The sequence below is a fragment of the Pseudoalteromonas sp. P1-26 genome, assembly GCF_001401795.1.
Classification (GTDB): Bacteria; Pseudomonadota; Gammaproteobacteria; order Enterobacterales; family Alteromonadaceae; genus Pseudoalteromonas.
In genome coordinates this window covers 30,116-56,840 of record NZ_LKDX01000023.1, presented here as the reverse complement: position 1 = coordinate 56,840, position 26,725 = coordinate 30,116, and the positions used below count along the sequence as shown (strand labels likewise).

The following is a 26,725-nucleotide window of genomic DNA, read 5'->3' as shown; positions in this document are numbered from 1 at the left end:
GTGATTAAGCGGGTGCCTGCATAGCTAAATTAAAGCGAAATTCACTGCCTTTTCCTAAGGTACTTTTTACGTTTATTTCACTATCCATTAGGGTGAGCAGTTGCTTGCAAATAGCAAGTCCCAAGCCAGTTGAGCCTCGTTTTATACTATTACGAGCCTGATAGTGAGGTTCGAAAATCGCATTGAGTTCATCCTCATGAATACCAACCCCGGTATCAGACACTGCTACGTATAACTGATCACTTTGCTGGCTAACCTTAACGGCAATTTCACCGCCATGTGGGGTGTGCCGAATGGCATTTTCGATTAAGTTTGTAAGTACCCGCTCTAATTTTGCAATGTCTGCTGTCACGGTAAAATCGCAGATTTCAGGAATAACTTTGAGTGAAATTCCCGCTGATTGCGCTGTTAGAGCAAGCTTTGCCACACAATCATAAATTAACTCGCCCAAATTAAAGGTCTCGGATTGTATTTTCACTTGGCCGCACTCTAAATTAGCCAGCTCAAAAATTTGTTCAATCAGCTGTTTTAGTTGCTGGCAGTTATCCATTGCAAGGTTGAGATAATGACGTTGCTCAGGCTCGTTTAAGTGGCTATCCGGTTTATTGATCACCTCCAAAAAGCCGTGCAGTGAAGATAGCGGCGTACGTAAATCATGTGATAAGTGAGTGAGTAACTCTCTGCGTTGCTTATCGGCTTGCTGTAATGACTGAAACTGCTCATCAATACGCGCCAGCATGGCATTGACGCCTTTGCTTAAATTGCCAATTTCATCATCAGCACTGTAGCTAGAATCCAATGACATTCTGGTTAGGCTGTAGTTCGCTGCTTCTATTTTATTAAGCTCTTTATTGAGTTTTTTTAACGGTAAAGTGAAAAACCGAAACAACAGCAACATCGCAATAAAGAGCGCAACTAAGGCGGCTACAAACCACATTGCGGCTAGCCAAAGGTTATCATTGGCTTTAATGTTTTTAAGGGTTGTATCGTAAGCTTGCCCGCCAATTATCACGTACAAATAGCCTTGCAGTTGTTGCTGATTATAAACTGGTGCGGTCGAAAAAATTTTTACGCCATCGTTGCTACGTGGATCGTCACCATAAATTGGCGTGGCAGTGGGGTTGTCGAGCAGCTGCTGTATCGGGCTTAAGTTTATTTGTTGCCGCACGACTTGCCCCGGTTTGGCGGAATAAGTCAGTAAATGACCTTCTGGATCTACAAAATAAAATTCAAATGCCGGACCAAGTATCATCAGCGTGTGAAATAAGTTTTCTAGTGCCTTATAGTCATACACACCTTGCTGGATCAGTGGGTTATCATGCACTAAATGTTCGGCTAATTGGAGGTGCAAATTTTGCTGAGCATGGTGTACCGAGCTTTGCTCTAGCTGCTTACTCCAATTTAAAACCAGTGCGCACAACAGGCTAAAAATAAGCACTAATGACCAAGCGAGTTTTTGATAAAGCGTCATTGATTTCATTAGTTTGCACTCAATTGACCGGGGTTTAATTTATAGCCTACACCCCAAACTGTTTCGATAAAATTGGCTGAGTGATGTTGCTCAAACTTACTGCGTAAACGGTTTATATGGGAATTAACCGTATGCTCGTAGCCGCTGTGTTGATAACCCCATACTTGGTCAAGTAACTGTTGGCGGCTAAAAACATGGTTTGGGTGTTTGGCAAAGTAGACCAGTAAATCAAATTCGGTGGCGGTTAAGTTAATTGCTTGGTCAGCTAAAAATGCTTGGTGGCTGGCAAATTCAATGTGCAGTTCACCCAACTGGATTGCCGCTTGAGCGTTATCTTCATGGTGTGATTGAGCTGCTATAAGCTGTGACCTATGCCGTAATTGTGTTTTTATTCGTGCTTGTAATTCTCTGGCGAAGAACGGCTTGCAAATGTAATCATCAGCGCCCATCTCCAGACCAATCACTCTGTCCATATCGCTACTGAGTGCGGTCAGTAAAATAACGGCAATACTTGGGTAGTGCTCTTTAATTTTGCGACATAAGCTCAAGCCATCCATTTGTGGCAGGTTAATATCAAGCAGTACTAAGCCATAACTTGAGCTGGCAAGCTTCTTTATTGCAGCTTCTGCGCTCGAGGCTTCATCAATATGTAAGTTTAGGCAGTGCAATTGTGTGCTGATAAGTTGGCGGATTGCTCTATCATCTTCGACGATTAATAATTTTTCTTGGCGCATGGCTCACTCCAAATCACAGAGGCACATCCTTATGACCTTCTGTGTAAGGAGTGCGATTATTATTGCGTCCGCGTTATCGTGATCCGAGCAACCGGGTTATCAAACTTATGCTGGCTGGTGAGCACTGAGTTTGTCAGGCCATCATCTTGACTAACCACACCTGGGTGCATTGCAACACGGTTAATATCGTCACGCATTTCGTTGTAGCCTTCGCCTGAGTCGGCAGGGCCTGGGATCGTGCCTTGTGCTTCAGAGTTAGCCTCTGTGCCTGCATCATAGGCAAAACTAGTGCGAGACAGTGACTCATTAACCGCTAACGAAGACACGTCTATTGCATTAAGACCGGTAAACGCGTCATTTGTATTCACCAACATGGTCGCTAAGCTGATTTTTAATGAATCAAGCTGCTCAGTACTCAGCATTAAAGTGACTTGCTCACCTGGAGGGAGTGGACTCTCAGCTGAGCTTGAGGCCATAGCAAAATCAGTTGCTAATAATTCACTGTTATCTCCTCCTTCAGCCATTAATTCGAGCGCAGCTGAAGCTGGTTCACCTATTTGCCAAAGCATACCCTCAGAGTGAGCAATGGCTGCAATCGGTGACAATGGTTGGGCATTGGTTAAATTCGTAACTTGTACTGTAAATTCATAGCTCATAACGGGCATTACAGGATCTGTTACTTCCACCTCGTTATTATCTGAATCCCCACAGGCCGCAAGGCTGGCACTCAGTGCGAGGATAATTAAGCTTTTTGAAAAGCGCATAATAACCTCCTATTTAACCGTAACTGTTAGCATCGCAACTGGGTTTAACCATCTGTGTACGGTGTTGTCGAGGTCACTCATACCTGCTTCTAAATCGTCGTCACCTAAATTACCCGGATGAATATGCACCATCATATTGGTTTCGCTACTGGTGACGCCGCTACCATTCATACCTGCATTACCACCCGGTGCGGCAGGAATGCCTGGCGTACCCGGCATACCTGAACCCTCAACAACAAGCTCATCATTGGCTTCGGTGCCCGCATCATAGGCATTAAGATAAATAGTGTAGGTACCAGCTTCTGTTGGGATCATCCAACTATCTAAACCTACAAAGCCATCATTGGTAGGCAGTAGCATGGCTGTTAGAGATAAGTAGTTATTGCCATCCTTGGTGGATAAGCTCGCCACCGTTGAGCTTGCTGGGGCTAATAAACCTTCAGCTGGGTTGGCAACCATGTCGCTGTTTGCGGCTGTGGCTTCAGTCATTAATGGCTCGAGATTGCCACCTTCAGCCATAGTCTGTAGGGCTGTTGAAGCAGGCATAGCAACGCTGAAAAGTTTGCTGTCACTGTTATGGGCAGTAATGAGAATAGGGGTAAAGTGTAAACCTTGCGTGAGGTTAGTTAGTTTTATATCAAGCTCAGCAGCTTGGCTTGCAAGGCTAGTTACTGCGCATGCAGCGAATAAAGTTAAAGGTAAAGCTTTCATGTGAGATTCCTGTTTTTGATGATTCAAAACCAGTATCGAATAGCAATATCCAGAAACCCTCACGAAGTTATCACATTTTTATCACAACGTTGATTACAGCCTTTTTTGCTGGTTGAGAGTTTTAAATTTAACCAATTTAACTAGGGTAAAAAGTCATTACGGTTTATAGTAGAGAAACAAACAGACCCATAACAAGGAATTTAAAATGGATGATAATCAAAAAGTTGAAATAATTGTGGCAGACAAAGAGCAGCGCACATGGGCGATGTTTTGTCACTTAAGTGCCTTAGCAGGCTTGCTTTTCCCGTTTGGTTCGGTGATTGGGCCTTTGATTGTTTGGCTTGTAAAAAAAGAAGAAATGCCACTTGTTGCTGAGCATGGTCGCAAATCATTAAACTTTCAATTAACCATGATGATTGCTTACATTGTGTGCTTTATGCTGATGTTTGTTGTCGTTGGAGTCATCCTGCTGCCATTAGTAGCGCTATTCTCATTGATTATGGTGGTAGTATCGGCGATTAAAGCCAATGATGGTAAAGAAGTTAAATACCCTATGGCGATAGAATTTATAAAGTAAACTAATTGCCATATACTAAAAGCTCAGCCATTTGCTGAGCTTTTTTATGTGATGTTTATGGCCTACTTATCGTTATTTTTCAGCGCGTTTATTTCCGCAACCTTATTACCTAGCTCTTCAGAATTAGTGATGACAGCAATGATAGCCAGTGGTGACTATCTACTTTGGCTGTTATGGCTAAGTGCGACTGTGGGTAATGTGCTCGGGAGCTGTGTGAATTATTGGCTGGGCACGCAGGTTATGCGATTTAAAGACCGTAAATGGTTTCCTGTTTCACAAAAGTCGATAGACAAAGCCGAACAGCAATTTAATAAATACGGTATTTACAGTTTGCTATTTGCTTGGCTGCCTATTGTCGGCGACCCTTTAACGGTTGTTGGCGGAATTTTTAGGGTTAAGTTTTCAATCTTTTTGTTACTCGTGAGCCTAGGCAAAGGCGCACGTTATTTAGCTGTGCTTGCCTTTGCGGTAGGACTAGAAAAGTTATTCTAGCTTTTTTGCCAATCAAGGGTCAGTGATACTGAATCTGCAAAGCGCAGCGCATGAGGTTTATCGACGCGTACTTTGGCATAGTGAACACTTTGATGCTGGTGGCAAATTGCTAAAATTTCAGCAACCAGTTTTTCTAACAGCAAAAAGTGGCCTTCTTCGACAAGGCTGATCACTTCTTTAGTAATGGTCTTGTAGTTTAGCGCTTTATCGACTGCGTCAGTTTCACAAGCTTGATCAGCAGGGTAGTGAATTTCTAAGTTAATCACTACATCTTGTTTTTTCTCACGTTCCTCAGGGTTAAAACCTATAAAGGTTCGTAGCCTGAGATTAGTGACATTAATAATTGCATTGGCCATCATTACCCTCTAACTAGTTGTAAAAACTCGTTACGGGTTTTTGGATCGGCTCTGAAGTTACCTAACATAACCGATGTACGCATGCTTGAGTTTTGCTTTTCAACGCCGCGCATCATCATACACATATGTTTTGCTTCAACGATTACACCAACACCTTTCGCGCCAGTTACTTCTTCAACCGCTTTAGCAATTTGATGGGTTAATTGCTCTTGAATTTGAAAACGACGCGCATACATGTCAACAATTCGCGCAAACTTAGATAAACCAAGCACTTTGCCGTTAGGGATATAAGCGATATGGCAGCGGCCAACAAATGGCAGCAAGTGGTGCTCACACATAGAGTAAAGCTCAATGTCTTGGATCAAGACCATGTCATCGGCATCTGAAGTGAATACCGCATTATTGGTAATTTCATCTAATGTTTGACGATAGCCTTTAGTCAGATACTCCATCGCTTTTGCTGCGCGTTTTGGTGTGTCGAGTAATCCTTCACGAGCAGGATCTTCACCTACTGCGGTAATTATTTGTTGGTAACTATTTTTTAAATCATCGTGCATAGCTTTCTCAGTAATTCGTTATTTTAAATGTCTGCCACCATCAACAGGCATAGAGCGACCTGTGATGTAGTGACTGCTTAGTAATAGTTCTACGCTGTTAATAATCTCGGCGCAGCCGGGCTCAATGCCCATTAGCGATTTCTTTAATGTTTTGGCTTTGTATTCGTCGCTATCGTGTTCGTTAAAAATAATTAACGAAGGGGCGATAGCATTCACTTTAATGGCTGGTGCAAATTTAGCGGCAAACGACTTGGTTAAATTATCAAGCGCTGCTTTGCTTGCTGCATAAGCAAGGTGCTTAGGGCTGCCTTTTTCAACTACGTAATCGGTTAAGTGAATAATATCTGCGGCTTGGCCACTGTTTTGCTGATAATGCAGTAGCAAATCAGAAGCTGCTAAATTAATTAAATAGGGCGCTTTGGCGTGGATACGCATCATGTTATCGAATAGGTCTGCGTAATCGTGGTTATTTGCTTCGCAATCCCAGCTAGACGCATTATGGATAATTGCCTTGAGCTGGTTGGTATGGGTTTTTAATTCTTCGATAAAATGCCCGATAGCTTGGTCACTATTAAAATCAGCATGGATGCAAATAGCGCCTTTACCTGCAAGCACATCAATTGCTTCATGGCGGGTACGGTAAGTGACTATGATTTCTTGCCCTTGCGCTAAAAAGTGCTCGGCCAGAGCGAGTCCAATACGTTGGCCTGCGCCAGTAATTAAAATGGGCGATGACATAAACTAATATAAAACCTTAGATTTTTGATTTGAAATGTAATGTACTTAACTGTAACAACTATAAACCAAATTACAGAACTATTTCATCTTTACTGCAATCATGTTGCTAACTTTTACGTCAAGCATAGCGCTCTAGATCATTTAGCGCGGCCGATAATGAGTGATTGAAGGTTTTGAATATTGCTAAGGGTCTGTACGAGGAAGGAAAAAGGGCAATGATTATTGCCCTTTTAGTGTTTTAACTGTTTTTAAAGCTCGTCGTATACCGTTGGGATCGCTTGGCGCTTATGTTGAGTACGTAAGTAAATTGCTGTTAGCTTTTCTTCTACTTCATTGCTGACTTCTTTACCTTCTAAGAAATCATCAATTTGATCGTAAGTGAGGCCAAGCGCTTCTTCGTCAGTTAGACCTGGGCGATCACATTCTAAGTCGGCCGTTGGGGCTTTATGCACAAGTACAGCTGGCGCTCCCAAGTGCTCAGCAAGCGCACGAACTTGACGCTTTGATAAACCAAATAAAGGTGCTAAGTCACATGCTCCGTCACCAAATTTTGTGTAGAAGCCAGTGATGTTTTCAGCACTGTGATCGGTACCAACAACTAAGCCTTGGCTGAAACCGGCAATTTCATACTGCGCAACCATGCGTTGGCGTGCTTTTACATTACCTTTGATAAAGTCGATTTTAGCTTGCTCTGGTAATTCAGCACCACCACCAACTACAGCTGCCATTGCTTGTTCATGCATGCCATCAACAGCCGCTTTAATGTTAACCGTCATACGCTTACTTGGTTGAATAAAATCTACGGCTAGTTGTGCTTCGTCTTCATCTGCTTGTACGCCGTAAGGTAAGCGCACGGCAATAAATTGATATTCGTTCGTGTTATGTTCTTGGTTTAATTCATCCACCGCTAATTGGCATAAACGGCCACAGGTTGATGAGTCAACACCGCCACTGATCCCTAATACAAGTGAGCGAGAGTGCGCAGCAATAAGTCGGCTTTTAAGAAAGTTAACACGACGGGTGATTTCCGCTTTTACATCAATAGTTGGTTGGACTTTCATTTCCGCCAGAATGTCGGCACGCATGGTAGAGCTCCTATTTTCGTTGTGGTTGTCAGCGTCTTGTACATTATGTTACGGGCGCGGTTTTTATTAAAGACCTAAATGCGCTTTTATTGCGTTAATTTGTTGCTTAAGATCTTCGATTTCGCTTCGTAATTGTTGCACTTCACTACTGTTATCTTGAACAGGCTCTTTAGCAGCCATTTCTTCAGTAATGCTGTCTGGGTCAACAAATAAGTGCATGTAGCGGCTCTCTCGCTTGCCAGGCTCTCGTGCTAAGCGTGCCACATGTTCTTGCTCTATAAGTGCATTTAATGCGGCTTCGACTTCATTTACATTACTGAACTCAGCGAGGCGGTTGCTGCGAGTTCTCAGTTCGCCTGGTGTTTGCGGGCCACGTAACAGTAACAAACAGATAATGGCGCGTTGCTGCTCAGTAAATTGCAAACTGCCAAATTCGGTATTACAAAAGCGGTGAGCATATTTATTTACACGCCCTGACAGCCCTTCATCAACAGTGACTAACCGTGATGCAATAAGCTCATCGAGGGTATCTTGTACTTGTGCTTCAGTGAGAGACAATACTGGCTCACGGTTAGATTTTTGATTACATGCATTAGTCAGTGAGTTTAAAGATAACGGGTAATGTTCGGGTGTTGTACTTTGCTTTTCGAGTAAACAGCCAATAACACGTTGTTGAATTGATGATAATTGCATGGTTTTACTCTCTTTTTATTCTTCAGTGCTTAGCCACACTGTTAACTTTTTATTGAGCGAGTCAAATTTAAGGGGTTTGGTGACATAGTCGTTCATACCTGCGTTTAAACAACGCTCTTTGTCACCTTGCATCGCATTTGCAGTGAGTGCGACGATATTAACCCCCTGATGAGCTGCGCCTGCTTCACCTGCCCGAATGGCTCGCGTTGCTTGGTAACCATCCATTTCTGGCATTTGGCAATCCATTAACACTAATTGGTAGGGGCTTTGCTCTCGGCTTGAAAGTTTTGCAATCGCTTCAAGGCCATTTTCAGCGATATCAAAACTAATGCCTGCTTGCTTTAGCAACGAACCTGCCACCATCTGATTCACTTTATTATCTTCAACCAGCAAGACTTGCGACTCAGTATTATCGCTACTGGTCACGACCTTGGTTATTAAGGCCTCTTTATTAACCTGCTGCTGTTCAATGTATTTGTCGTTCGCCAGTGAATTAAATAAATCAGACTGCGTTAATGGTTTAAAGATAATACTCTCAACTTTTAATGTTTGTCTCGTTTGTTTTTCAGTAAGGCTCATTGGGGCCATTAAAATTCGTTTACAGCTGGTGGCATTAAAGTATTTTAAGAATGCTTGTTGGTGCTCTTTTGTTGCGCTGCTATAAAAAAGATAATCCACTAAAATTGCATCGCAGCCATTATCGGTTGGCATTGCAGCACGATTGAGTAAGCTTGGCATATCAGTATAGGTCTCGACCTCTGCTCCCCATAGTTGTAATTGCTTTTTGGCAATATTGATACTGAGCTTACAATTATCAGCAATTAAAATATGCTTTTTATCTATAATGTGGCTTGGCTCTGGCGCTTGCTTTGTATGATCACGTTTAACTTTTACAGTAAAATTAAAGGTGCTGCCTTCCCCGTATGAACTAACCACACTGACATCACCATCCATTAACTGACACAGCTGTTTTACTATTGCAAGGCCAAGCCCTGTACCGCCGTATTGGCGTGTAGTTGATGCATCAGCTTGCGTGAATGAGTCAAATAGAGCGGCTTGTTTTTCAGGCTTAATACCTACACCTGAATCAATAACAGAGCAGTTCAAGAACAATTCTTCGTTGTTTGTTTCGAGTTTGGCGATAACAATTATCTCACCATCTTTCGTGAATTTAACCGCATTGCTAACTAGGTTATTGATGATTTGCCTAATCCGATTAGGGTCGCTAATGATAAAGCCGTGATTAAGGTGTGTGGTATCTAGCAGCAACTTGGTATTGTTTTGTTCTGCTTTAATGGCAAACGATTCGATAGTATCGCCAAGTAGTTTTGATACATTAAAGCTAACATTTTCAATATCGAGCTTACCGGCCTCAATTTTGGAGAAATCTAAAATATCGTTAATGATATGCAATAGTGATTCAGCCGATGATTGCGCCAAATCTATATGGTGGTTTTGCTGGGTGTCTAGTTTGGTTTGTTTGATGATATTGAGCATCCCGATCACGCCATTCATAGGGGTGCGGATCTCATGACTCATGCTTGCTAAAAATTCACTTTTGGCTTTTACTGCTTGTTCAGCAGCTTCTTTTGCTTGAACGAGTTGTTGTTCGGTCTCTATACGGCGCTGACTTGCGTGTAAACTACCAATGAGTGCCGCAACTGCGATTAAAAAGCTTTCTTCATTTTTACTCCAATGTCTGCGGTTATGACATTTTTCGGCGCACACAACCCCCATTGTTTTGCTACCTGTGGGGATTATCACAGTCAGCATTGAGCGTATATTATACCAATCAAGGTAGTTGCTACGTAGGTCACTAGTCAGTGGATGTTGCTGTGCATCACTGGCATTAATTACAGCATGATTGTTAATGGCATCAAAATAATTTTGAAATTCAAATTGTTGCAGTGAAATCGGCTCGTTAAATTCAGGCTGGCTTTGGTCGTGAATAGCAAAAGTATTGAGCGATTGGCGATCGTCACTAAATAGCCAAATACTCGCGCGATCAATATCAAAAGCGTGACAAATTGCTTGCACAATCACATGTTTAGATAAGTTAAGGTTACCCGTCAGTACCGCATCATTAACGGTAAGAGAGGCTAAAATCTCATTATGTAAGGCTATTTTGTTGTTTTCTAGCTCACCTCGTTTACGGGTATCAATATTTTGTAGTGAACCAAAAAGCTTTATACAACGGCCATTTTTATGCTCGGCTTCACCATGTAGCAGCACCCAAACTTCATCACCTTCAGCAGTGATGATTTGCACTTGAGTCTCAAAACTCTCACCATACTTGATTGCACGCTCGTTAAGGCGACGAATTTTATCCCGGCTTTCACCAGCCTTAAAATGTGTAAAGTTAGCAGGCCACTCTGGTTGTACATTAAGAGGAAACTTAAAAATTTGCTTGGTCATATCAGACCAATAGACGGTTCTTGTCTCTAGATTAAAAGACCAAGCGCCGACTTTAGCAAGGCTACTCATAGTTTCTAACATACGTTCGCTTTTGTACTGTCTTTCAACCATGCGTAAAAAGAATACAGAGGCGCCAGCAAACAAGATACAGAATAAAATAATGGCCAGTCTTAGCGGCCAAATAGCAGAACTTGGTGGCTGCCATCCAGATTTTGGTGTGGCGTACATCTGCCACTCACCACCTGGAAAGTTAATTCTAAAGCTCAGAGGGTTGGTATTGAGCACGTCCTTAGAGCCGAAGAAAAAATCACCTTTAGCACCAAGGCCATTTCTGCCTTGTAGGGCAACATCATAATGCTGACTTAGCGCGATTAACCCCGAGTTTGTGTAGATTTTATCTATGTCGAGAACAACAGAGAGGAGCCCCCAAAAAGTGAGTTCTGGTGGAGTGAATACGGGCATTCTTGCTATTAATGCTTGACCACCTTGCACCAACTCTAAGGGGCCGGCCATAACAATACGGTTTTCATCTCGTGCTCTAATTGCGTCGTCACGCTGCGCTGGGTTTTCTAAAAAGTTTAGCCCGATAGATTTCTCATTACCCACAAGAGGATAAGTCATCTGAATAACCATATCAGGGGCCGCGCCGATGTTTCTAAGCTCTGAAGACGTTGAAAATAAAGGGCTGGCAATTTGCGTGAAGCGGGCTTGGTCTAAATTGGGTTCGGCAGCTACAGCAACTGCAAGCCCTCGCACAAGTTGAATGTTAGATATTAAGGTTGCTTCGAGCTCTGCACGATAGGCACTTACTTTTGCCAGTTCCTGTGCACGAAAAGCATCTTTCTCGCGGCTGTAATTAATTTGGTCGATTACAAGACCAATCACGATGATCCAGGCAAGTGAAAACCAGAAGGCTAGCTTCAGTTTTTGTAGTTTTTTATTATCTGTTTCGGTCGCTAGCGGCATGAGAAATATCAGGTTTTATACTATTTACCTACTATAGACAATTTCTGTGGTAATTAACAATGAACAGCAAATCTATAAACCTAATTTCAATTATTTGTATCGCAACACTATTCTTTCACAAAACTCAGGTTAATATAGTGTTACTTTAGCGCAAGGATAATTGGCATGTTTAAGATAATCAAATGGTTACTAATAGGTTTGTTCGTTGTAATGTTACTCGCAACGGGGCTTGTTTATGGCGTATTAAACTTAAGTTTACCGGCACTTGATGGTCGCGGTAAAAGCGACGCTATTTCGCAATCAGTTAAGATTGAGCGAGATACCTTAGGACAGGCTGTTATTCATGCCGAAAACCGATTAGATGCAGCCTATGCTCTTGGTTTTGCTCATGGTCAGGACCGATTCTTTCAAATGGATTTACTGCGCCGTAATGCTGCAGGTGAGCTTAGTGAGTTATTTGGTAAAGCTGCCGTTGGGCTTGATAAAAAAATGCGCTTTCATCAGTTACGTAAACGCAGTCAGATTGCTGTCGCGCAGTTACCTGCTAAAGATAAAGCGCTATTAAAAGCGTACGCGAATGGGGTTAATGAAGGCCATGCGCAAGTGGGTTTCGATAGCTTTGAATATTTACTCACAGGCGCTGAAGCAAAACCTTGGCAAAGCGAAGACAGCTTACTAATCATTTTTAGTATGTATTTAGATTTACAAACGGCCACCTTTGAGCGCGACAAAACACTGATCGAAATCGAAGATTTATATGGTAAGGCGATGGTCGACTTTATTACTCAGCCTAGCCTTTATCAAGCGGCACTCGACAACAGCCAATTAGCGCCTTATGACGGCGGTATTCCTAATCTCAAAGACCCTCAATGGGCTATGACTGAGATTGCAGAACGAAAGGAGCTTGGCAGTAATAACTGGGCGGTTACTGGGCAGTTAACTGAAACTGGTGCTGCAATGTTGTCTGACGATATGCATTTATCGTTTGCTGTGCCAATCATTTGGTACCGTGCCCAGCTCAATTACCCACTCAATGGTGAAATGCAGCAAATCACCGGTGTGTCATTACCAGGGGCTCCTGCCATTGTTGTTGGTACCAATAATAAGATAGCTTGGGGATTCACCAATGGTTATTTAGATACAGCCGATTGGATAGCACTTGAGAATAAAGAGAAAACCTGGCAGATAGATGAACCTATCTTACTCAATGACGGCAACAGCGAAAATTACGCTTTAACCATGAGCGAGTATGGCCCAGTTAAAGAAATTAATGGCAAACCTTATGCGCTAAGTTGGGTTGCCCACCATGAGTATGCGGTTGATATGGAGTTACTTAAGCTTGAGCAAGCAAACACGGTTGATGATGCACTAGCGCTTGCTGCTGAGGTGGGTATTCCTGTACAAAATCTGATGGTTGTTGATGATAAAGGTAATGCAGCTTGGAAGAATATGGGAGCCGTGCCTGCCCGTAAAGAGCCCCATCAATTAGCTGTGGCTGAGCAAGCGTATCCTGCACAGTGGCACGAAAACGAAACCCAGCGTCCATTTGTTAAAAACCCAGAAAGTGGCCGTTTATGGACGGGCAACTCACGAGTTGTTTCCGCAGAGGATGACCAGCGCTTTGGTAATGGTGCTTATGCCATGGGGGCTCGCTCGGCACAAATTCGCGACCGCTTATTTGAAAAACAACAGTTCAACGAACAAGATTTTTATGACTTACAACATGATAACGAAGCGCGTTTCTTAACGGCTTGGCATAAACTGCTGGTCAAACAGCTTAGCACTGCAGGCGATAAATATGCCCTGTATTTAAAAGAGCTAAATAATTGGCAGGCGTGTGCTTGTAGCGACTCAATTGGCTACACCTTAGTAAAGCGCTACCGCAGTGAAGTGATTAACGGCTTATTTAGCCCGTTAGAGAATAAGCTAAAAGCTCTCGATAGTAGCTTAAAACCAGTAAAACGAGACTTAGAACCTGCTGTTTGGCAACTTATCGAAGCGCAGCCTCAGGCATGGTTAAACCCTGAGTATGCAAACTGGCAACAGCAAATGATAGGAGCTTTTGATCGCGTTATCACTAAACTAACCGAGCAATACGGTAACAACCCGCATAGCTGGGAGTGGGGCAAGGTTAACGAATTAGTGATTGAGCACCCATTTGCCAAGCAAATACCCGCACTGAAAAGCTTATTGAATATGCCTACGGAGCCTGGGTTTGGTGATACTTTTATGCCTTCGGTGCAAGGACGTAGCTTTGGTGCTTCACAGCGCTTTATTGTTCAACCTGGGCACTTAGATGAAGCGATCATGGCTATTCCGGGTGGGCAGTCGGGGCATCCATTGTCAGAATTTTATCGTGCCGGGTTTAACGATTATGTCAGTAATGGTTTAACGCCATTATTACCGCAGGAGATTGCCCACAGTATCACTATAGATGCGGTTAATTAACCGCATCAGCATCTTTGAAAGCAGGGCGATGGCCTTTAGCAATAGTTGTTTGGTTGCGCCCTGCATGCTTACTTTTATACAGCGCTTCATCAGCGTGTTGTAGCATTTTTTCTATTGAAGCGAGCGGTTGCCATTCAATAAGCCCAAAACTCATCGTGACATTGAGATCGGGGAATTCATGATGCGCCTCTAGTTCGGCGATTCTTAAACGTAAGGTTTCAATTTTTGTAAAGGCCTGCTTTGCATCTGTATTAGTTAATAAAATTAAAAATTCTTCACCACCCCAGCGTACCGCTATATCTTCATCATCAATAAATTGGCGAATTAGCCTTGCAACATTAACGAGCACCGTATCACCTTTTTCATGGCCATAATTGTCGTTAATACTTTTAAACTTATCGATGTCAGCCATAACAATACAAAGACTGCTCTCTTGCTCAATACTTTTTTGATGTGCAGCAGTGATTAATTTTTTTGCAAAACGGCGGTTGTAGAGCTTAGTGAGTGGATCGCGGGCTGCCATTTCTGTTAACTCAACCCGTTGCGACAAAGTGATTTCTCTGATTAGACCCATGCCATAGACCATAGGTAAACCGGCAATAATAATATTGATTACATTTACATGTGGTAGTAATTCTGGGTAAGCAAAGCTGTACTGAACATCTGAAAAAAATACATATAGCAGGGCGAATATCGCAATCATCACTAAGCTATATAAAGCTGCACGCTTAAAGGTTAATTGATAATCGATCATTAAAATACAAGACACAGTCCAAAGGTAAAACTGGAACCCTGCGCCTAAGCCAAGGGTGGCACAGACAATTACTGCATGAATAATTACTTCAAGACAAAATACTCTAAGTGCTAGCGAAGTTAGTCCTTGCTTAATTAAAAAGATGCCGCTTGCCCAAGCAAGCACACTCAAAATATTCACTAAAGCAAGCGTATTTGCACCTATGTGAGCAAATACGGGGATCAGCAAGACATGAACAATCAACGCGAAATAGGCGATTTTAGAAATAATCAGAAATTTAACGTGTTCAATCTCTTCTAAGCCAGATTGCTTTGATTGTTTTAATAAGTGTTTGATCAATCCAACCTCAAATACACATGGAGAGTAGCGTAATTATAGATGAAAAGTTGAGCAATGCAGGTTTATAATTGCTAGCTTTTGCTTTGTAAACGCATGTCACTGATGTTTATGAATGAGGCTAAGCGCCTGTTCACATCATGTTTGTTAAGCTTGGGGCTTGGCAGAGTGGGCATTTGATGCCACTCTAGTTAAAGCTAATCTAGAAACATGCTGAGCAATGTTTGCTGTGATTATTCTCTCGTGCCTAAAAAGGAGTAGCTATGCCGGCGGAAAAAACGCATTTAGAGATCTGTAATCTAACCAAAGAACAGTACCCACAAATAAAGACCCTCATGGATCAAGCGTACCCAGGGCTTGGTGGTGCTTGGCCAAGCCATACTATTTTTAGGCTAATAGACCAGTTTCCGGAAGGGCAAATAGGTATTGTTGACGATGGTGTTTTAGTGGGCATTGCCTTGAGTGTACAGGTTGATTACGCGCGCTTTTCTAACCCACATACCTACGAAGACATTGTTGATGGTCATGACCGTGTATTTAGTGATCCTGAAGGTGATGCACTTTATGGTTTAGATGTGGTGATTTCATCAACTCACCGAGGGATGCGACTGGGTCGTCGCTTATACGATGCACGTAAAGAGCTATGTCGTCAGTATAACTTACGCGCTATTTTAGCGGGTGGGCGTATTCCGCGTTATTACAATCACAGTGCAGAGATGTCGCCGATGGAGTACATCGAAAAAGTTGACCACAAAGAGCTGTACGATCCGATTTTAAGCTTTCAGTTATCTAATGATTTCCAAGTTAAACGTTTACTTAAAAAATACCTTCCTGAAGATCAGGAGTCAGTAGGTTATGCCACTTTACTAGAGTGGAATAACATTATGTTTGAGCCGACGGATACGGTACTTGAGTCGACTAAATCAATTGTGCGTGTCGGTGCTGTACAGTGGCAAATGCGCTGTGTTGAGTCTGTTGAAGAGCTGCTCAAGCAAGTGGAATACTTTGTTGATACGGTGTCTGACTATAAGAGTGACTTTATTCTGTTTCCGGAATTTTTCAATGCCCCGTTAATGGGTCTTACCGAACAAAGTAATCAAACGGAAGCTATTCGCTATTTGGCCGAGTACACAGAAACCTTCCGTGATGCAATGTCACGCATGGCGGTTGAATACAATGCCAATATTATCACAGGCTCCATGCCACTCGCAGAAGATGACAAGATTTATAATGTCAGCTATTTGTGCCACCGCAGCGGTAAAATTGATGAGCAGCGCAAAATTCATATTACCCCTCACGAGCAAAATGACTGGGTGATCCAAGGCGGTGACAAAATTGCTGTATTTGAAACGGATGCGGGTCGTATTGGTATTCAAATTTGTTACGATGTAGAGTTCCCTGAGCTGTCACGTATTCTCGCTAAGCAAGGGTTAGATATTTTGTTCGTGCCATTTTGGACGGATACAAAAAATAGTTACTTACGTGTACGCCATTGTGCACAAGCACGCGCAATTGAAAATGAATGTTATGTTGTGATTGCAGGCTCGGTTGGTAACTTACCTGAAGTAGAAAGCTTAGACGTACAGTATTCGCAATCAGCAGTGCTTACCCCTTCTGACTTTTCGTTCCCGCATGATGCAACCTTGAATGAAGCAACACCGAATACCGAAATGCTGTTATTCAGTGATTTAGATATGGATAAACTGAAAATCCTTCACAGTGAAGGTACTGTTAGAAACTTAAAAGACCGCCGTGAAGATCTGTATGACGTGATCTTGAAAAAGCGAGATCACTAATGGCGTGGTTGTATTTAATTGTCGCAGGTCTTTTAGAAATTGGCTGGCCTGTTGGCCTTAAAATGTCTCAACAGGCAGACAGTCGCTGGTTAGGCATTGCGATAGCCGTCGCATTTATGGTCGCTAGTGGTTTTATGCTGTGGTTGGCGCAAAAGGATATTCCGATGGGAACATCTTATGCGGTATGGACAGGCATAGGAGCAGCAGGCACTTTCTTAGTTGGTATTTTATTTTATGGGGATGCCGCCACATTTGGCCGTATTGCCGGAGTATTGCTGATAATTAGCGGTGTAATAACCCTAAAAATTAGTCATTAAAAAAGCGGCATAGCCGCTTTTTTAATGACTAGGAATAAGCCTAATTTGGTAGCATTACCAGGATGGCTGCCAGTGCAATCAACACAAGCCCAGCCGTGTCTTGGCGCTTTAAAGGTTGTTTTAACCAAAGAATCGATACCAAAATGGTAAAGAATACTTCTATCTGCCCCAGTGTTTTTACATAAGCAACATGCTGCAAGCTCATAGCGCTAAACCAACCGATTGAACCTAAACAGCTACAAACACTAACAGCGGTAGTAGTGCCTTTGTGATGCCACATTTTCTTAAATGTATCGCGTTCTTTGAATGCAATATACACGCACAGCATCAAGGTTTGTAAGCTGATAATCAGTAACAACACCCAAGCGGCCGAGTGTGGGAAAGTCAGCCCTGAATTTAAACTTGCCTCACGGATCCATGACGATGAAAGAGCAAAAGAAGTGCCGCAAGCAAGCCCAAGCAGTGCGGTGCCCAAATTAAAGTGTTTAACATTCGCGATGCCACTTAATAGCAATACCGCAATTGCACCAATAAATACGCCAACCCAACCTAGCAGTGAGAGTGCTGAGCCGAAGAACATAACGCCTAAAATGGCCGCCATCAGCGCTTCACTTTTTGCAAGCCCGGCACCGACTGCAAAGTTATTCATTTTAAACAGTTTTACCATCAAACCGGTGGCAACGATTTGGACGATACTGGCGCCAACAATGTAGCCAATAAAAGCCAGATTAAAGTCAGGGAGTGCGGCGTCTTGATACTGATAAAGTACAAATAAATACAGGGCAGCAATCGGGCTGGCAATAATAAAGCGAGCAAGCGTTACCCCTGCAACGCTCACTGTTGCACTCAGTTTACTTTGCAGTGCATTGCGCCACGACTGCATAAATGCCGCAAAAATAGTTAAGAAAATCCAAGTCATATTGAAAATAAATTAATGAGGAGAGGCGCTTAGAGTAACAAAACCAAAGTATGAGAGCATTAGCTTATCGACCAACTTGAGAAAAACTCAGCTGTGACAATATGCCGCAGGGCTTTTATGCCGTCATTAGACTATAGTGACAATGATGCTATTGCTGGCCGCTGCTGTTTTAAGTAGCGGCTTTTTTTTGTTTACGCTAGGGTAGGGTATTACAGTTAAAAGATAAGGAAATATCATGACCACACTGATTATCTGTGCACTCATCGCAGTACTCATACCCTATTTAGCCAAAGCGCCTGTGGCTTTTGCACAAAATAAGTTGGCAGGCTACGACAATAAGCACCCACGCGAGCAACAAGCTAAACTAACCGGCTTTGGTGCTCGTGCGTTGGCAGCACATCAAAATAGCTTTGAATCGCTGATTATTTTTGCTGTCGCTCTGGCAGTCGTTATAGGTAGCAATAATGTCTATCAGGTAACTGAGACCCTAGCGATTGTGCATGTTATTGCCCGTGTGTTGTATTGTATTTTCTACTACATAAACCAGGATATTTTACGTTCATTAGTTTGGCTTGTTGGCTATGTTTGTGCTGTGGCTATGATTGCTCTTTGTCTTTAGCTAAGAGCAAATATTCAAAAACCACAAAGCAAGCGGCTTAAATAAGGCGCTTGCTTTAGGGTCTTAAGTGGTTACTTTTACTTAGAGCTAACTTTAATTTTTTCTATTAAATCCTTTGCTTGATAGTTTTCGTCTAAGGCGAAATCGAGTTGTACTAAGGCGTTTTGAAAGCCAGATTCAGACGGCGCATATTGCCATTGTTTTAAGGCTCTTTTCGCTTCTCGATTGAAAACACCTTCAGGCTCTGCACTTACTACACTAACATTGCTGGTGGCGCCGCTTGGTAAAATATCGTATTTCAAAACGACTGAACCGCTAATACCTTGCTCTGCAGCTTGAATTGGGTATATCGGCTCTACACGCATAACCGCTTGATAGTCCTTTGTCTTTTCAACGGACATCGGCTGTTTTGCAATCGCAAAGCTGCTAAGCATGCCCGCTGTAAAAATAACTAACGCTGTTTTTGCAATAAATGAGCTGTTGTCGATCTGCTTTATTTGATTTAGACGTTGTAACATGGTGTTTTTATCTCCGTATTGTGAATAAGCCATTAAGCCTGTTCTGCTAAAGCTTGCACAGTGCACTAATGCCTTACTGTATAGAATTCGTTGTTCAGTTGATTTATTTTTGAGTACTTGCTCATCACATGAAAGCTCTTGAATGCGGCGCAGACTTGCATAACCAAGCCAAGCGACAGGGTTAAACCACAGCAAAATAGTGGCACTTAAAGCGATGGCATTAATTAGGTTATCTTTGCGTTTAATGTGCACTGATTCATGTTCTAAAATAAGCGCTAAAGCATGGCTGTTGTAATGGCTTTGATAGTTTGTAGGCATTACTAGCTTGGTGTTTATAACTCCTACAACCATAGGTGAGCTCACTTGGTTGCTTTGGTATATGCGTATACTTTGGTTGTTGTGACGATCAAGCGTAATTGGTACTAATTGCAGTTTTGCTAGAAAACGGTAATGAAAATATACGGCAGTGATCAGCAGTGCGGCACTAATAAAGCCATAAATAGCAAACCAAGTGAGCGTAAACTGCGGCATTATTGCTGTGTTTGGTGTGATAGTCAGCTTACTGATAAAGTCGTTTTGAATTGGTTTTAAGTGTTCTGGTAGGTTCGCTAACAATAAACTAATTGGTAAAAGCGCCCACAGTGTATAAACCAAGCGTGCCGACAGCTGGCTTAGCAACTTTCGCTCTAGCAGCAATAAAAACATTATTGCAGATGAGATCAAAAGTTGTTGATCTAACAGCCAATTAAAAAATGCATCTAACATAACAAGCCTTATTTTTGCTGTTTTTCCCAATCATCAATGACCTTTTTCAGCTCATCAATATCATGTTGCGAGAGTTGCTCTGATTTAGCAAAGCCACTCACCAGTGGCGCAATACGGCCATTAAAAAAGCGTTCAATAAAGCTTTGGCTTTCTTTTAATGTGTATTCTTCACGGGCGATGCAAGGAGTGTAGTTATATTGGCGGCCTTGTTTCTCGAAGCTAAGTGCGCCTTTTTTAACTAAACGGCTTAGTAGCGTTTTGATGGTTTTTTCGTGCCATTCTTTATCGTCACTTAAACGCGCAATTACTTCACTAGCCGTGGCTGGGTAGCCAAGCCATACCGCATCTAATACTTCGAATTCAGCTTTAGAAAGTTCAATCATTTTTATGCCTACAGATGTAATCTTTGATTTAAGATTACACGCGTAATCAATTAATGCAAACTTTTTTGTTAGAGAATGTCACTTTTTTTGATACTGACTATCTGCCCTTCGGGCAAATTCAGCGTGGTGAGTGACAGTTTTGCGATATCAGTGCGGTACAGGTCGATGACTTTGTAGCCACAAAAACGTGCCATTTTACGTATTTGCCGGTTTAAACCTTGTTTTAAGACGATGCAAAACTGTGTTTCGGTGACTTGAGCCACCTCACAAGGAAGGGTTATTTGTTTATCTACAGGCACACCGTTTGCCATTTTTTTACAAAAATCACTATCAAGAGGTTTATCTACGGTGACTAAATAGCGCTTGGGTTGGTGGTAATCAGGGTGGATAAGTTGATTACAAAACTCACCGTCATTGGTCAAAATCAACAAACCTCGGGAGTCTTTGTCGAGCCGGCCAATTGGGTAAACCCGGGTAGTTTTAGGCAGACTATGAATAAGACTGGTTGGGTCGTCAGCATTTAATTTGCAATCTATACCAACGGGTTTGTGATACGCAAAGTAGGTGAGTGGCGCTTTTGCTGAAATTTTTTCGCCAAGTACAATCACATCATCGTGCTCATCAACATGATCTATATGATTTGCGGCACGGCCATTTACTGTTACCTCACCTTGATCTATCAAACGCGATGCTTGCTTTCGAGAGCAAACACCCGCATGGGCAATAAATTTAGCAAGTCGTACTTTTTCTGGCATGAGTGATTTTTGTACAATTAATTTGATCACAGTATACCAAAATCACGTATAGATAGTTCCACCATCAAAGAGGAACGCACATGCCTATCAAGTTATCAGAGCTTGCAGACCATCAGCCACTGCAAAAAGTTATCCTTCATTCGTTGGAAATGGCGCTGTATCAAGTGTCTGTGCTAATAAATAACGTTGAGTATTATGTCACTGATGAGCAAGGTGAGTTTATTCGCGATATTAGCCCGTTGCACATTCAAAAGCGCCTCGAACACTTAAGTTATGGTGATATGGTTTTACGCCACACCAGTGCTTATGATGAAATGTGCGGTCAGCCCGAAAAGCTCGCGAGTAACATGCTCGAAGTACCTTATGGCAAGAACCACTTATACTGATTAACGATATAAGCGTATACTGAGTCATAACATTTTATAGGTATGCTATGTATCAATTAAAAAGTGATGACTCAGCTGATCTAAACAATCAGCTAAGAGAACATATTGTGGCTTTCAACGCCGCGCGTTTTAATGCCGAGCGTATTCCTTTAGGCTTTAAGTTCGTTAATAAACATAACAGTGTTGTAGCTGGTATTCATGGCCAAGTATTTGGTAATTGGCTGCTTATTAGTTGGCTTTGGTGTGATGATAAGACGCGTGGTAAAGGGCTTGCGACACGGTTGTTAGCCGAATTAGAGAGCAAAGCTAAAGCGTTTGGTGCAAATACCGCTCAACTTGATACGCTCGATTTTCAAGCCAAACCCTTTTACGAAAAAAACGGCTACCAAGTCAAATACGAAATGAGTAACTACCCACTCGACGGCTGCCGTTATTTTATGGAAAAAACCCTTTAATTATTGGTTTTAATCACTTCGCTTTAAGCACGTCTTGCTCGGTAAATGTAATTCCTAAGAAAGGAGTCGCTTCAGGGGCAAGCATAAAGGTTCGAATGTTCATGTGGTCTTGCCCTTCAGGATTGGGCAACACATCATCACGATAAAACGCGCCAAAACAATCGAGGGTGTTTTGTTTGCTTAGTTGATTAAGCTTTGCAAAGGCAAAAATTTTACATGAGCCATTATTTTCATTTGCCTCGCTAAGCAAGCCATGATTATTAAAAGCGCTTGGGGTAAAATCATAATTGCTGTCAATTACCGCCATGGTATCGGTAAACTCAATTTGCTGTGGTGTGCTTGCTAATTTCGAAAGAAATTCGTTAAGAGTCATTGCTTGTCCTTAAAAATTGTTCTTTATCAACTCTAACTCATTCACTTGCTGATTGATATTAAACTTAAAATTCTCTAAAAAGTTCATACCTAATAAGCCATAGCCAGCATGATTTTCTATTACCAGCACTTCAAAATTACGAATACGTTGTTGTCCGACTTGAAAGGATTCGAGCTGATACCGCTGTGCTTCAACAATGCCATTAGCTGTGTTTACCTTAAGTGCGCCAAGAAAATTTGCTGGAGTGTTAAGCGAGTTTAATAATGTTTGGTTGATTACAGTAAAGCTAGCGCCTGTGTCGATCATCAGTTCGGTTTCAATATCATCGTTGATAATACTGTTTACTAAATAATGTGAACCTCGAGCGGTTAATTTTATAACTTCAACACCTGCTAAGGCTTGTTGAATCAATAGGTGTAATTGCTCGGCCTGTTGTTTATAGTCATGATCTTCAGGCAGTTGATCTAGGGTTATTTGGCTCGCGACGTAATCTTCTAAATGATAGTTAGCTAATGCATAGTTATATAAGTACTGCGCATTGCCAGGCGTGTAATCAAGCCATTGTTGACTAATATTAAGCAGGGCTTGCCATTGTTGCGTCGCAATAAGTTCATCAATATAGGATGTGCTTAGCTCGTCTATTTGTTTGTTAAGTTGTTGTTTATCATTGCTGTCTAACTGGTTGCTAAGAGCCAGTAAATTGATGATTCCTTGTTGGGTATCACCTTGTGCGATTAAACGCTTAGCTTCAAGTTCAAGCATGGTGACATCGTAAGGGTGGCTATTTAAAAAGGCCGTTAAAAATTGCTCACTTAAAGTGAACTTTTTATGGGAAAGCCATGATTCTAGTTGCTGTTGCCAAGCTTGCTTTAGCTGCCTTGCATAGCGAGGTTCATTCACAAGTAATTGAGTGTACTCAGCGACGGCTTTATCAAATAACTGATTGCTAAATAGTGCAACTGCTTGCTGGAAGTGGGCAGGTAAGACCGTGCCTTTTTGTACTTTAGGCGCTGGTGCGACAGTTTCTATTTCTATAGGCTTTGCTGGGTTAAAAAGCTGCCAAATAAAGTAACCATTTAAACTAAGAGAAAGTAGCAATATTAATTTAAGAAAAGCATTCATCCGTTTCGCCCACCAGTTTTAAATCTTCGTTGCCTACTTGCTCAGCATAAAACAAATTTCTCAAAGTCGTTACTTTTTAATCAAATGATTGAGCGCCATGATATTGCTTATTTCAATATCTGCTAATCCTTGATAACGATATTGCGTTGCTTGGTTATTTAGCCAAACGCTTTGGCATCCGGCATTATTGGCACCTTGGACATCAGTATCTAGGCTATCGCCAATGTGCAAAATTTCCTTGTGAGGCACTTCTAATTTTTTGGCTGCGCTATCAAATAAGGCGCTGTGCGGCTTTGCTTTTCCGTGTGGGCCTGCTTGTAAAACTAACTCAAACACACCATTAAGGTTAAACTTTTCTACTTCGACATTACCATTGGTGATGGCGATGAGGTGGTAGTGTTTACTGAGGTTAGCAAGTAATTCAAGCACTTCATCAGTCACGGTTATTTGACTGCGGGCATCAGCGAATGCCTGATAAGCGTTTACGGCATGCAATTGAGCTTGCTCTGCTGAAAAACCCAGATCGGTCATGGCATAGTGTAATGCTGCTTGTCGCCAGCGTGTAACGTCATCAATTAAAGTTGCATCATGTTTTAAAGCATTATCGCGGCATGTTAACCAGTAGCTCATGCTATCGGTGGGCCATTGTTCTAGCGCTTCGAGGTAATCAGCTTGTGCTTGCAAGGCTGATTTTATGATCGGATGGTTGTTGTAAAGTGTGTCGTCTAAATCAAAACTTAAAACAGAAACTGGCGATAGGGCACGGTTAAATCGGATCATAATGACAAGGGTTTACTCTGATGTTGAGCGCTTTTTAGCGCGTGGATGGGTGTTATCGTACACTTTAGCTAAATGCTGAAAATCTAAATGCGTATAAACTTGCGTTGCAGACAAACTACTGTGTCCTAAGAGTTCTTGTACGGCACGCAGATCCCCTGATGATTCTAAGATATGTGATGCAAACGAGTGGCGTAATTTATGTGGGTGCACTTGCGAGCTGATCCCTTGCTTAATTCCCCATTCTTGCATCCGTAAGCGAACTTGGCGTACGGAAATTCGCTTTTTTTGGCTGCTAACAAACACGGCTATTTCATCAGGATGTGCAAATTGAGGGCGAATTTTCAGCCATGCTTTTAATGCACTGAGCGCTTTGCTGCCTACAGGTAATAAGCGTTCTTTGTTACCTTTACCACGGACTAAAATTTCGCCTTCAGTTGGATTTATATCCTGTATGTTAGCACCAACTAACTCGCTAATGCGCAGACCCGAAGAGTACATTAATTCCATCATGGCTTTGTCACGAATAGCTAAAGGCTCATCATCTGGCAGTTCTAGAAGCTTAGCCATTTGATCTACGTCTAAATTTTTGGGTAAAGGCTTGGAAAATTTTGGCCCTTTAATGGCCTCTGCCGGATTGTGATAATGTACCTGTCTGGCTATATTCTTGGCTTTTAAGAATTTATATAAACTGCGAATACAGCTTAGTTTTAAACTGATTGTGCGACCACTCAATTGTTTGCTGCGCATTTGCATGCTGTAACGGCGAATATGCTCACCTTGAACAGCAAACCAGTCTTCACATAGTTTACTAAAGTACAAAGCTGCGAAGCCTAGTTGGCTCGTATATTGGTTTACTGTGTGCGCTGAGTATTGTTTTTCGTAGCGTAAGTAGTCTGCAAAAAGTTGGATGGGTGTTCGCCAAGCATCACTTAATTCATTAATGTCTGGCGTTGTCACATCGCTCATGCAAGTTCCAATAAGCGCAGTTGCAATGAGCGCACAAACTCAAGGACAAAAAAGCTGTCTTTTGCCGGTTCGAAGTGATTTACGTCATCACTACCAAACGCCAAAATAGCCACAGGGTGTTTCGTGTTACCAATTAGATATAAAGCAGTCGATTGAGTCGTGTCTGAAAACAGTAAGTCTCTTTCTTGTTGGCTTACTCGACCCAAGTAAATGCCGTCGTTTTGTAAGCGGTGAGCAATTAACTCATCAAACTTTTTATCGTACTTAACTAAGTGGCATTCGTTAATGGATGGATTCGTGCAGATAATATTGCGCAAGTTGCTAGCCAGTGTCGTGAAGTCGTAGTTAGTCCATAACTGACGATGACAGTCGCTAAATAAGCGGTAAATTAACTCGTTTTCTTTTGCTTGTTCAACGAGCTGCTCAATTTTATTTTTTAATAACGTATTGTGTTCACGTAATTGGCGCTGTTGAATATGCACCAAAGACGTTGTTCCAGCCGTTTGCTGTTGTAGTTCAACTTCAGCGAGCACATCAGGGTTTTTAATAAAAAAATCAGGGTGTGCTTTTAAATATTCAGCAATTTGTTGTTCTGTTAGTTTGCTCATAGTGCCACTTGTCCATCAAAAACATGCTCAGCAGGGCCTGTCATTCGTACAGGGTGGCCTTCGCCTTGCCAGCGTACTTGCAAACTGCCGCCGGGTAAGTCAACTTGTACGGTAGTAGCAAGTTTACTCTGAATTTGACCAACCACGACCGCAGCACAGGCACCTGTACCACAGGCCAAGGTTTCACTAACGCCACGTTCCCACACTCTTAGTTTAATGTGATCTTGCGAAATTACCTGCATAAAACCAACATTTGCGCGTTGTGGAAAGCGTTCATGATTTTCAAGCAGTGGGCCTAAGGTTGTTACTTCTGCGCTATGAATGTCATCAACTTCTAACACGCAATGCGGGTTACCCATCGATACTGCGCCACTAAATACCGTATGTTCTTCCGTGCGAAGAATATAGGTCAACTCACGCTTGCTGGCTTTTAATGGGATTTTATTCGGTTCAAAATTGGGGTGGCCCATATTTACCGTTACTTGGCCATCTTTCTCTATATAAAGCGTGAGGTTACCAGATTTTGTTGAAACCGATATTTTATGCTTATTGGTCAGGCCTTTCATACGTACAAAGCGGGCGAAACAGCGCGCACCGTTGCCGCACTGTTCAACTTCGTTACCATCGGCATTGAAAATACGATAATGAAAATCGAGATCAGGAGAGTAAGGGGCTTCAACCATAAGCAGTTGATCGAAGCCAATGCCGAAATGGCGATCTGCCAGCTTCTTTATTTGATCACGTGATAAAAAAACATTTTGAGTAATGTTATCAATAACGACAAAGTCATTACCTAGGCCGTGCATTTTTGAAAAATTAACTAACATAACGCTCTAATTCGGGTTTGCTCTGAGCTAATCATGCCA

Annotated in this window: 29 protein-coding genes; 8 read left to right on the top strand and 21 right to left on the bottom strand. The window is 42.2% G+C overall.

What is annotated here, in order from left to right; all coding sequences use genetic code 11:
- Positions 1-4: 4 nt before the first annotated feature.
- From AN394_RS12580 to AN394_RS12565, 4 genes are read right to left on the bottom strand one after another with little or no spacing between them, the layout of a single operon-like run.
- Positions 5-1,480, bottom strand: a complete 1,476-nt coding sequence (locus tag AN394_RS12580) for a HAMP domain-containing sensor histidine kinase (RefSeq protein ID WP_054563703.1) — start codon at positions 1,478-1,480, stop codon at positions 5-7.
- Positions 1,480-2,205 carry a response regulator transcription factor gene (locus AN394_RS12575; RefSeq protein WP_054563702.1) on the bottom strand — a complete coding sequence of 242 codons (726 nt, stop codon included), beginning with the start codon at positions 2,203-2,205 and terminating at the stop codon, positions 1,480-1,482. Before AN394_RS12575 ends, AN394_RS12580 begins: the two co-directional genes overlap by 1 nt.
- Positions 2,206-2,264: 59 nt before the next feature.
- Positions 2,265-2,969 (bottom strand): spondin domain-containing protein, encoded by a 705-nt coding sequence (locus AN394_RS12570; RefSeq protein ID WP_054563701.1) that lies wholly within the window; start codon positions 2,967-2,969, stop codon positions 2,265-2,267.
- Positions 2,970-2,978: 9 nt separating this feature from the next.
- Positions 2,979-3,680: a spondin domain-containing protein gene (locus tag AN394_RS12565; protein ID WP_054563700.1), complete on the bottom strand. Its 702-nt coding sequence runs from the start codon at positions 3,678-3,680 to the stop codon at positions 2,979-2,981.
- 205 nt (positions 3,681-3,885) lie between these two features.
- Between AN394_RS12565 and AN394_RS12560 the strand changes: the two genes are divergently transcribed.
- A complete protein-coding gene (locus AN394_RS12560) occupies positions 3,886-4,257 on the top strand; it encodes a DUF4870 domain-containing protein (RefSeq protein ID WP_054563699.1) in 372 nt (123 codons plus the stop codon).
- A gap of 57 nt (positions 4,258-4,314) precedes the next feature.
- Entirely contained in the window at positions 4,315-4,749 is a 435-nt protein-coding gene (locus AN394_RS12555; protein ID WP_054563736.1) for a YqaA family protein, read from the top strand.
- On the opposite strand, the gene folX is transcribed toward AN394_RS12555, so the two are convergent.
- The 6 genes from folX to AN394_RS12525 form a co-directional block, all read right to left on the bottom strand.
- A complete protein-coding gene (gene folX / locus AN394_RS12550) occupies positions 4,746-5,105 on the bottom strand; it encodes a dihydroneopterin triphosphate 2'-epimerase (RefSeq protein ID WP_054554637.1) in 360 nt (119 codons plus the stop codon). The two genes, AN394_RS12555 and folX, sit on opposite strands and share 4 nt — an antisense overlap.
- A gap of 2 nt (positions 5,106-5,107) precedes the next feature.
- Positions 5,108-5,662 carry a GTP cyclohydrolase I FolE gene (folE, locus tag AN394_RS12545; RefSeq protein WP_054554638.1) on the bottom strand — a complete coding sequence of 185 codons (555 nt, stop codon included), beginning with the start codon at positions 5,660-5,662 and terminating at the stop codon, positions 5,108-5,110.
- 18 nt (positions 5,663-5,680) lie between these two features.
- A complete protein-coding gene (gene folM / locus AN394_RS12540) occupies positions 5,681-6,400 on the bottom strand; it encodes a dihydromonapterin reductase (protein ID WP_054563698.1) in 720 nt (239 codons plus the stop codon).
- A 248-nt stretch (positions 6,401-6,648) separates the two neighbouring features.
- Entirely contained in the window at positions 6,649-7,485 is an 837-nt protein-coding gene (gene nadE / locus AN394_RS12535) for an ammonia-dependent NAD(+) synthetase (protein WP_054563697.1), read from the bottom strand.
- 66 nt (positions 7,486-7,551) lie between these two features.
- On the bottom strand, positions 7,552-8,178 hold the full coding sequence (locus AN394_RS12530) for a YceH family protein (RefSeq protein WP_055021663.1): 627 nt from the start codon (positions 8,176-8,178) through the stop codon (positions 7,552-7,554).
- A gap of 15 nt (positions 8,179-8,193) precedes the next feature.
- The gene (locus AN394_RS12525) at positions 8,194-11,559 is read right to left on the bottom strand and encodes an ATP-binding protein (protein WP_055021662.1); all 3,366 of its coding nucleotides are present in this window, start codon (positions 11,557-11,559) and stop codon (positions 8,194-8,196) included.
- Positions 11,560-11,724: 165 nt separating this feature from the next.
- On the opposite strand from AN394_RS12525, the gene AN394_RS12520 reads away from it, so the two are divergent.
- Entirely contained in the window at positions 11,725-14,007 is a 2,283-nt protein-coding gene (locus tag AN394_RS12520; protein ID WP_055021661.1) for a penicillin acylase family protein, read from the top strand.
- Here the strand turns inward: AN394_RS12520 and AN394_RS12515 are convergent.
- Entirely contained in the window at positions 14,000-15,100 is a 1,101-nt protein-coding gene (locus AN394_RS12515; RefSeq protein WP_235575514.1) for a GGDEF domain-containing protein, read from the bottom strand. The genes AN394_RS12520 and AN394_RS12515 overlap by 8 nt on opposite strands.
- Positions 15,101-15,360: 260 nt before the next feature.
- Between AN394_RS12515 and AN394_RS12510 the strand changes: the two genes are divergently transcribed.
- Positions 15,361-16,893 (top strand): carbon-nitrogen hydrolase family protein, encoded by a 1,533-nt coding sequence (locus AN394_RS12510; protein WP_054563693.1) that lies wholly within the window; start codon positions 15,361-15,363, stop codon positions 16,891-16,893.
- Positions 16,893-17,210: a multidrug efflux SMR transporter gene (locus AN394_RS12505; protein WP_054554646.1), complete on the top strand. Its 318-nt coding sequence runs from the start codon at positions 16,893-16,895 to the stop codon at positions 17,208-17,210. Before AN394_RS12510 ends, AN394_RS12505 begins: the two co-directional genes overlap by 1 nt.
- A 40-nt stretch (positions 17,211-17,250) precedes the next feature.
- On the opposite strand, the gene AN394_RS12500 is transcribed toward AN394_RS12505, so the two are convergent.
- Entirely contained in the window at positions 17,251-18,129 is an 879-nt protein-coding gene (locus tag AN394_RS12500) for a DMT family transporter (protein WP_082401736.1), read from the bottom strand.
- A 235-nt stretch (positions 18,130-18,364) separates the two neighbouring features.
- Between AN394_RS12500 and AN394_RS12495 the strand changes: the two genes are divergently transcribed.
- The gene (locus tag AN394_RS12495; protein WP_054554648.1) at positions 18,365-18,748 is read left to right on the top strand and encodes an MAPEG family protein; all 384 of its coding nucleotides are present in this window, start codon (positions 18,365-18,367) and stop codon (positions 18,746-18,748) included.
- Between the two features lie 77 nt (positions 18,749-18,825).
- Here the strand turns inward: AN394_RS12495 and AN394_RS12490 are convergent, their stop codons facing one another.
- From AN394_RS12490 to AN394_RS12480, 3 genes are all read right to left on the bottom strand, one after another.
- Positions 18,826-20,031, bottom strand: coding sequence for a TonB family protein (locus AN394_RS12490; protein WP_054563691.1), 1,206 nt, complete (start codon positions 20,029-20,031; stop codon positions 18,826-18,828).
- An 8-nt stretch (positions 20,032-20,039) separates the two neighbouring features.
- Positions 20,040-20,414, bottom strand: coding sequence for a BlaI/MecI/CopY family transcriptional regulator (locus tag AN394_RS12485; protein ID WP_054554650.1), 375 nt, complete (start codon positions 20,412-20,414; stop codon positions 20,040-20,042).
- Positions 20,415-20,482: 68 nt separating this feature from the next.
- Entirely contained in the window at positions 20,483-21,169 is a 687-nt protein-coding gene (locus tag AN394_RS12480) for a pseudouridine synthase (protein ID WP_054563733.1), read from the bottom strand.
- Positions 21,170-21,249: 80 nt separating this feature from the next.
- Here AN394_RS12480 and AN394_RS12475 point away from each other — a divergent pair, with 80 nt between their 5' ends.
- On the top strand, positions 21,250-21,555 hold the full coding sequence (locus AN394_RS12475) for a DUF6482 family protein (protein ID WP_055021660.1): 306 nt from the start codon (positions 21,250-21,252) through the stop codon (positions 21,553-21,555).
- 47 nt (positions 21,556-21,602) lie between these two features.
- Positions 21,603-22,010 (top strand): N-acetyltransferase, encoded by a 408-nt coding sequence (locus tag AN394_RS12470; RefSeq protein ID WP_055021659.1) that lies wholly within the window; start codon positions 21,603-21,605, stop codon positions 22,008-22,010.
- Between the two features lie 13 nt (positions 22,011-22,023).
- Here the strand turns inward: AN394_RS12470 and AN394_RS12465 are convergent, their stop codons facing one another.
- The 6 genes from AN394_RS12465 to dapF all read right to left on the bottom strand — a co-directional run bounded on the left by AN394_RS12465 (position 22,024) and on the right by dapF (position 26,686).
- Positions 22,024-22,383, bottom strand: a complete 360-nt coding sequence (locus AN394_RS12465) for a HopJ type III effector protein (RefSeq protein ID WP_055021658.1) — start codon at positions 22,381-22,383, stop codon at positions 22,024-22,026.
- A gap of 9 nt (positions 22,384-22,392) precedes the next feature.
- Positions 22,393-23,505, bottom strand: coding sequence for a retropepsin-like aspartic protease (locus tag AN394_RS12460; RefSeq protein ID WP_055021657.1), 1,113 nt, complete (start codon positions 23,503-23,505; stop codon positions 22,393-22,395).
- Between the two features lie 69 nt (positions 23,506-23,574).
- Positions 23,575-24,285, bottom strand: coding sequence for an HAD-IA family hydrolase (locus AN394_RS12455; RefSeq protein WP_055021656.1), 711 nt, complete (start codon positions 24,283-24,285; stop codon positions 23,575-23,577).
- A 12-nt stretch (positions 24,286-24,297) separates the two neighbouring features.
- On the bottom strand, positions 24,298-25,251 hold the full coding sequence (locus AN394_RS12450) for a tyrosine recombinase XerC (protein WP_055021655.1): 954 nt from the start codon (positions 25,249-25,251) through the stop codon (positions 24,298-24,300).
- Positions 25,248-25,859 carry a DUF484 family protein gene (locus AN394_RS12445; protein WP_054563684.1) on the bottom strand — a complete coding sequence of 204 codons (612 nt, stop codon included), beginning with the start codon at positions 25,857-25,859 and terminating at the stop codon, positions 25,248-25,250. Before AN394_RS12445 ends, AN394_RS12450 begins: the two co-directional genes overlap by 4 nt.
- Positions 25,856-26,686 carry a diaminopimelate epimerase gene (gene dapF, locus AN394_RS12440; protein WP_055021654.1) on the bottom strand — a complete coding sequence of 277 codons (831 nt, stop codon included), beginning with the start codon at positions 26,684-26,686 and terminating at the stop codon, positions 25,856-25,858. Before dapF ends, AN394_RS12445 begins: the two co-directional genes overlap by 4 nt.
- Between the last annotated feature and the right edge of the window lie 39 nt (positions 26,687-26,725).

Bases quoted from the DNA above. Each gene is read 5' to 3' on its own strand.
- AN394_RS12580 (WP_054563703.1), bottom strand. From the start codon at position 1,480: ATGAAATCAATGACGCTTTATCAAAAACTCGCTTGGTCATTAGTGCTT.
- AN394_RS12575 (WP_054563702.1), bottom strand. From the start codon at position 2,205: ATGCGCCAAGAAAAATTATTAATCGTCGAAGATGATAGAGCAATCCGC.
- AN394_RS12570 (WP_054563701.1), bottom strand. From the start codon at position 2,969: ATGCGCTTTTCAAAAAGCTTAATTATCCTCGCACTGAGTGCCAGCCTT.
- AN394_RS12565 (WP_054563700.1), bottom strand. From the start codon at position 3,680: ATGAAAGCTTTACCTTTAACTTTATTCGCTGCATGCGCAGTAACTAGC.
- AN394_RS12560 (WP_054563699.1), top strand. From the start codon at position 3,886: ATGGATGATAATCAAAAAGTTGAAATAATTGTGGCAGACAAAGAGCAG.
- AN394_RS12555 (WP_054563736.1), top strand. From the start codon at position 4,315: ATGGCCTACTTATCGTTATTTTTCAGCGCGTTTATTTCCGCAACCTTA.
- folX (WP_054554637.1), bottom strand. From the start codon at position 5,105: ATGGCCAATGCAATTATTAATGTCACTAATCTCAGGCTACGAACCTTT.
- folE (WP_054554638.1), bottom strand. From the start codon at position 5,662: ATGCACGATGATTTAAAAAATAGTTACCAACAAATAATTACCGCAGTA.
- folM (WP_054563698.1), bottom strand. From the start codon at position 6,400: ATGTCATCGCCCATTTTAATTACTGGCGCAGGCCAACGTATTGGACTC.
- nadE (WP_054563697.1), bottom strand. From the start codon at position 7,485: ATGCGTGCCGACATTCTGGCGGAAATGAAAGTCCAACCAACTATTGAT.
- AN394_RS12530 (WP_055021663.1), bottom strand. From the start codon at position 8,178: ATGCAATTATCATCAATTCAACAACGTGTTATTGGCTGTTTACTCGAA.
- AN394_RS12525 (WP_055021662.1), bottom strand. From the start codon at position 11,559: ATGCCGCTAGCGACCGAAACAGATAATAAAAAACTACAAAAACTGAAG.
- AN394_RS12520 (WP_055021661.1), top strand. From the start codon at position 11,725: ATGTTTAAGATAATCAAATGGTTACTAATAGGTTTGTTCGTTGTAATG.
- AN394_RS12510 (WP_054563693.1), top strand. From the start codon at position 15,361: ATGCCGGCGGAAAAAACGCATTTAGAGATCTGTAATCTAACCAAAGAA.
- AN394_RS12505 (WP_054554646.1), top strand. From the start codon at position 16,893: ATGGCGTGGTTGTATTTAATTGTCGCAGGTCTTTTAGAAATTGGCTGG.
- AN394_RS12500 (WP_082401736.1), bottom strand. From the start codon at position 18,129: ATGACTTGGATTTTCTTAACTATTTTTGCGGCATTTATGCAGTCGTGG.
- AN394_RS12495 (WP_054554648.1), top strand. From the start codon at position 18,365: ATGACCACACTGATTATCTGTGCACTCATCGCAGTACTCATACCCTAT.
- AN394_RS12490 (WP_054563691.1), bottom strand. From the start codon at position 20,031: ATGTTAGATGCATTTTTTAATTGGCTGTTAGATCAACAACTTTTGATC.
- AN394_RS12485 (WP_054554650.1), bottom strand. From the start codon at position 20,414: ATGATTGAACTTTCTAAAGCTGAATTCGAAGTATTAGATGCGGTATGG.
- AN394_RS12480 (WP_054563733.1), bottom strand. From the start codon at position 21,169: ATGCCAGAAAAAGTACGACTTGCTAAATTTATTGCCCATGCGGGTGTT.
- AN394_RS12475 (WP_055021660.1), top strand. From the start codon at position 21,250: ATGCCTATCAAGTTATCAGAGCTTGCAGACCATCAGCCACTGCAAAAA.
- AN394_RS12470 (WP_055021659.1), top strand. From the start codon at position 21,603: ATGTATCAATTAAAAAGTGATGACTCAGCTGATCTAAACAATCAGCTA.
- AN394_RS12465 (WP_055021658.1), bottom strand. From the start codon at position 22,383: ATGACTCTTAACGAATTTCTTTCGAAATTAGCAAGCACACCACAGCAA.
- AN394_RS12460 (WP_055021657.1), bottom strand. From the start codon at position 23,505: ATGAATGCTTTTCTTAAATTAATATTGCTACTTTCTCTTAGTTTAAAT.
- AN394_RS12455 (WP_055021656.1), bottom strand. From the start codon at position 24,285: ATGATCCGATTTAACCGTGCCCTATCGCCAGTTTCTGTTTTAAGTTTT.
- AN394_RS12450 (WP_055021655.1), bottom strand. From the start codon at position 25,251: ATGAGCGATGTGACAACGCCAGACATTAATGAATTAAGTGATGCTTGG.
- AN394_RS12445 (WP_054563684.1), bottom strand. From the start codon at position 25,859: ATGAGCAAACTAACAGAACAACAAATTGCTGAATATTTAAAAGCACAC.
- dapF (WP_055021654.1), bottom strand. From the start codon at position 26,686: ATGTTAGTTAATTTTTCAAAAATGCACGGCCTAGGTAATGACTTTGTC.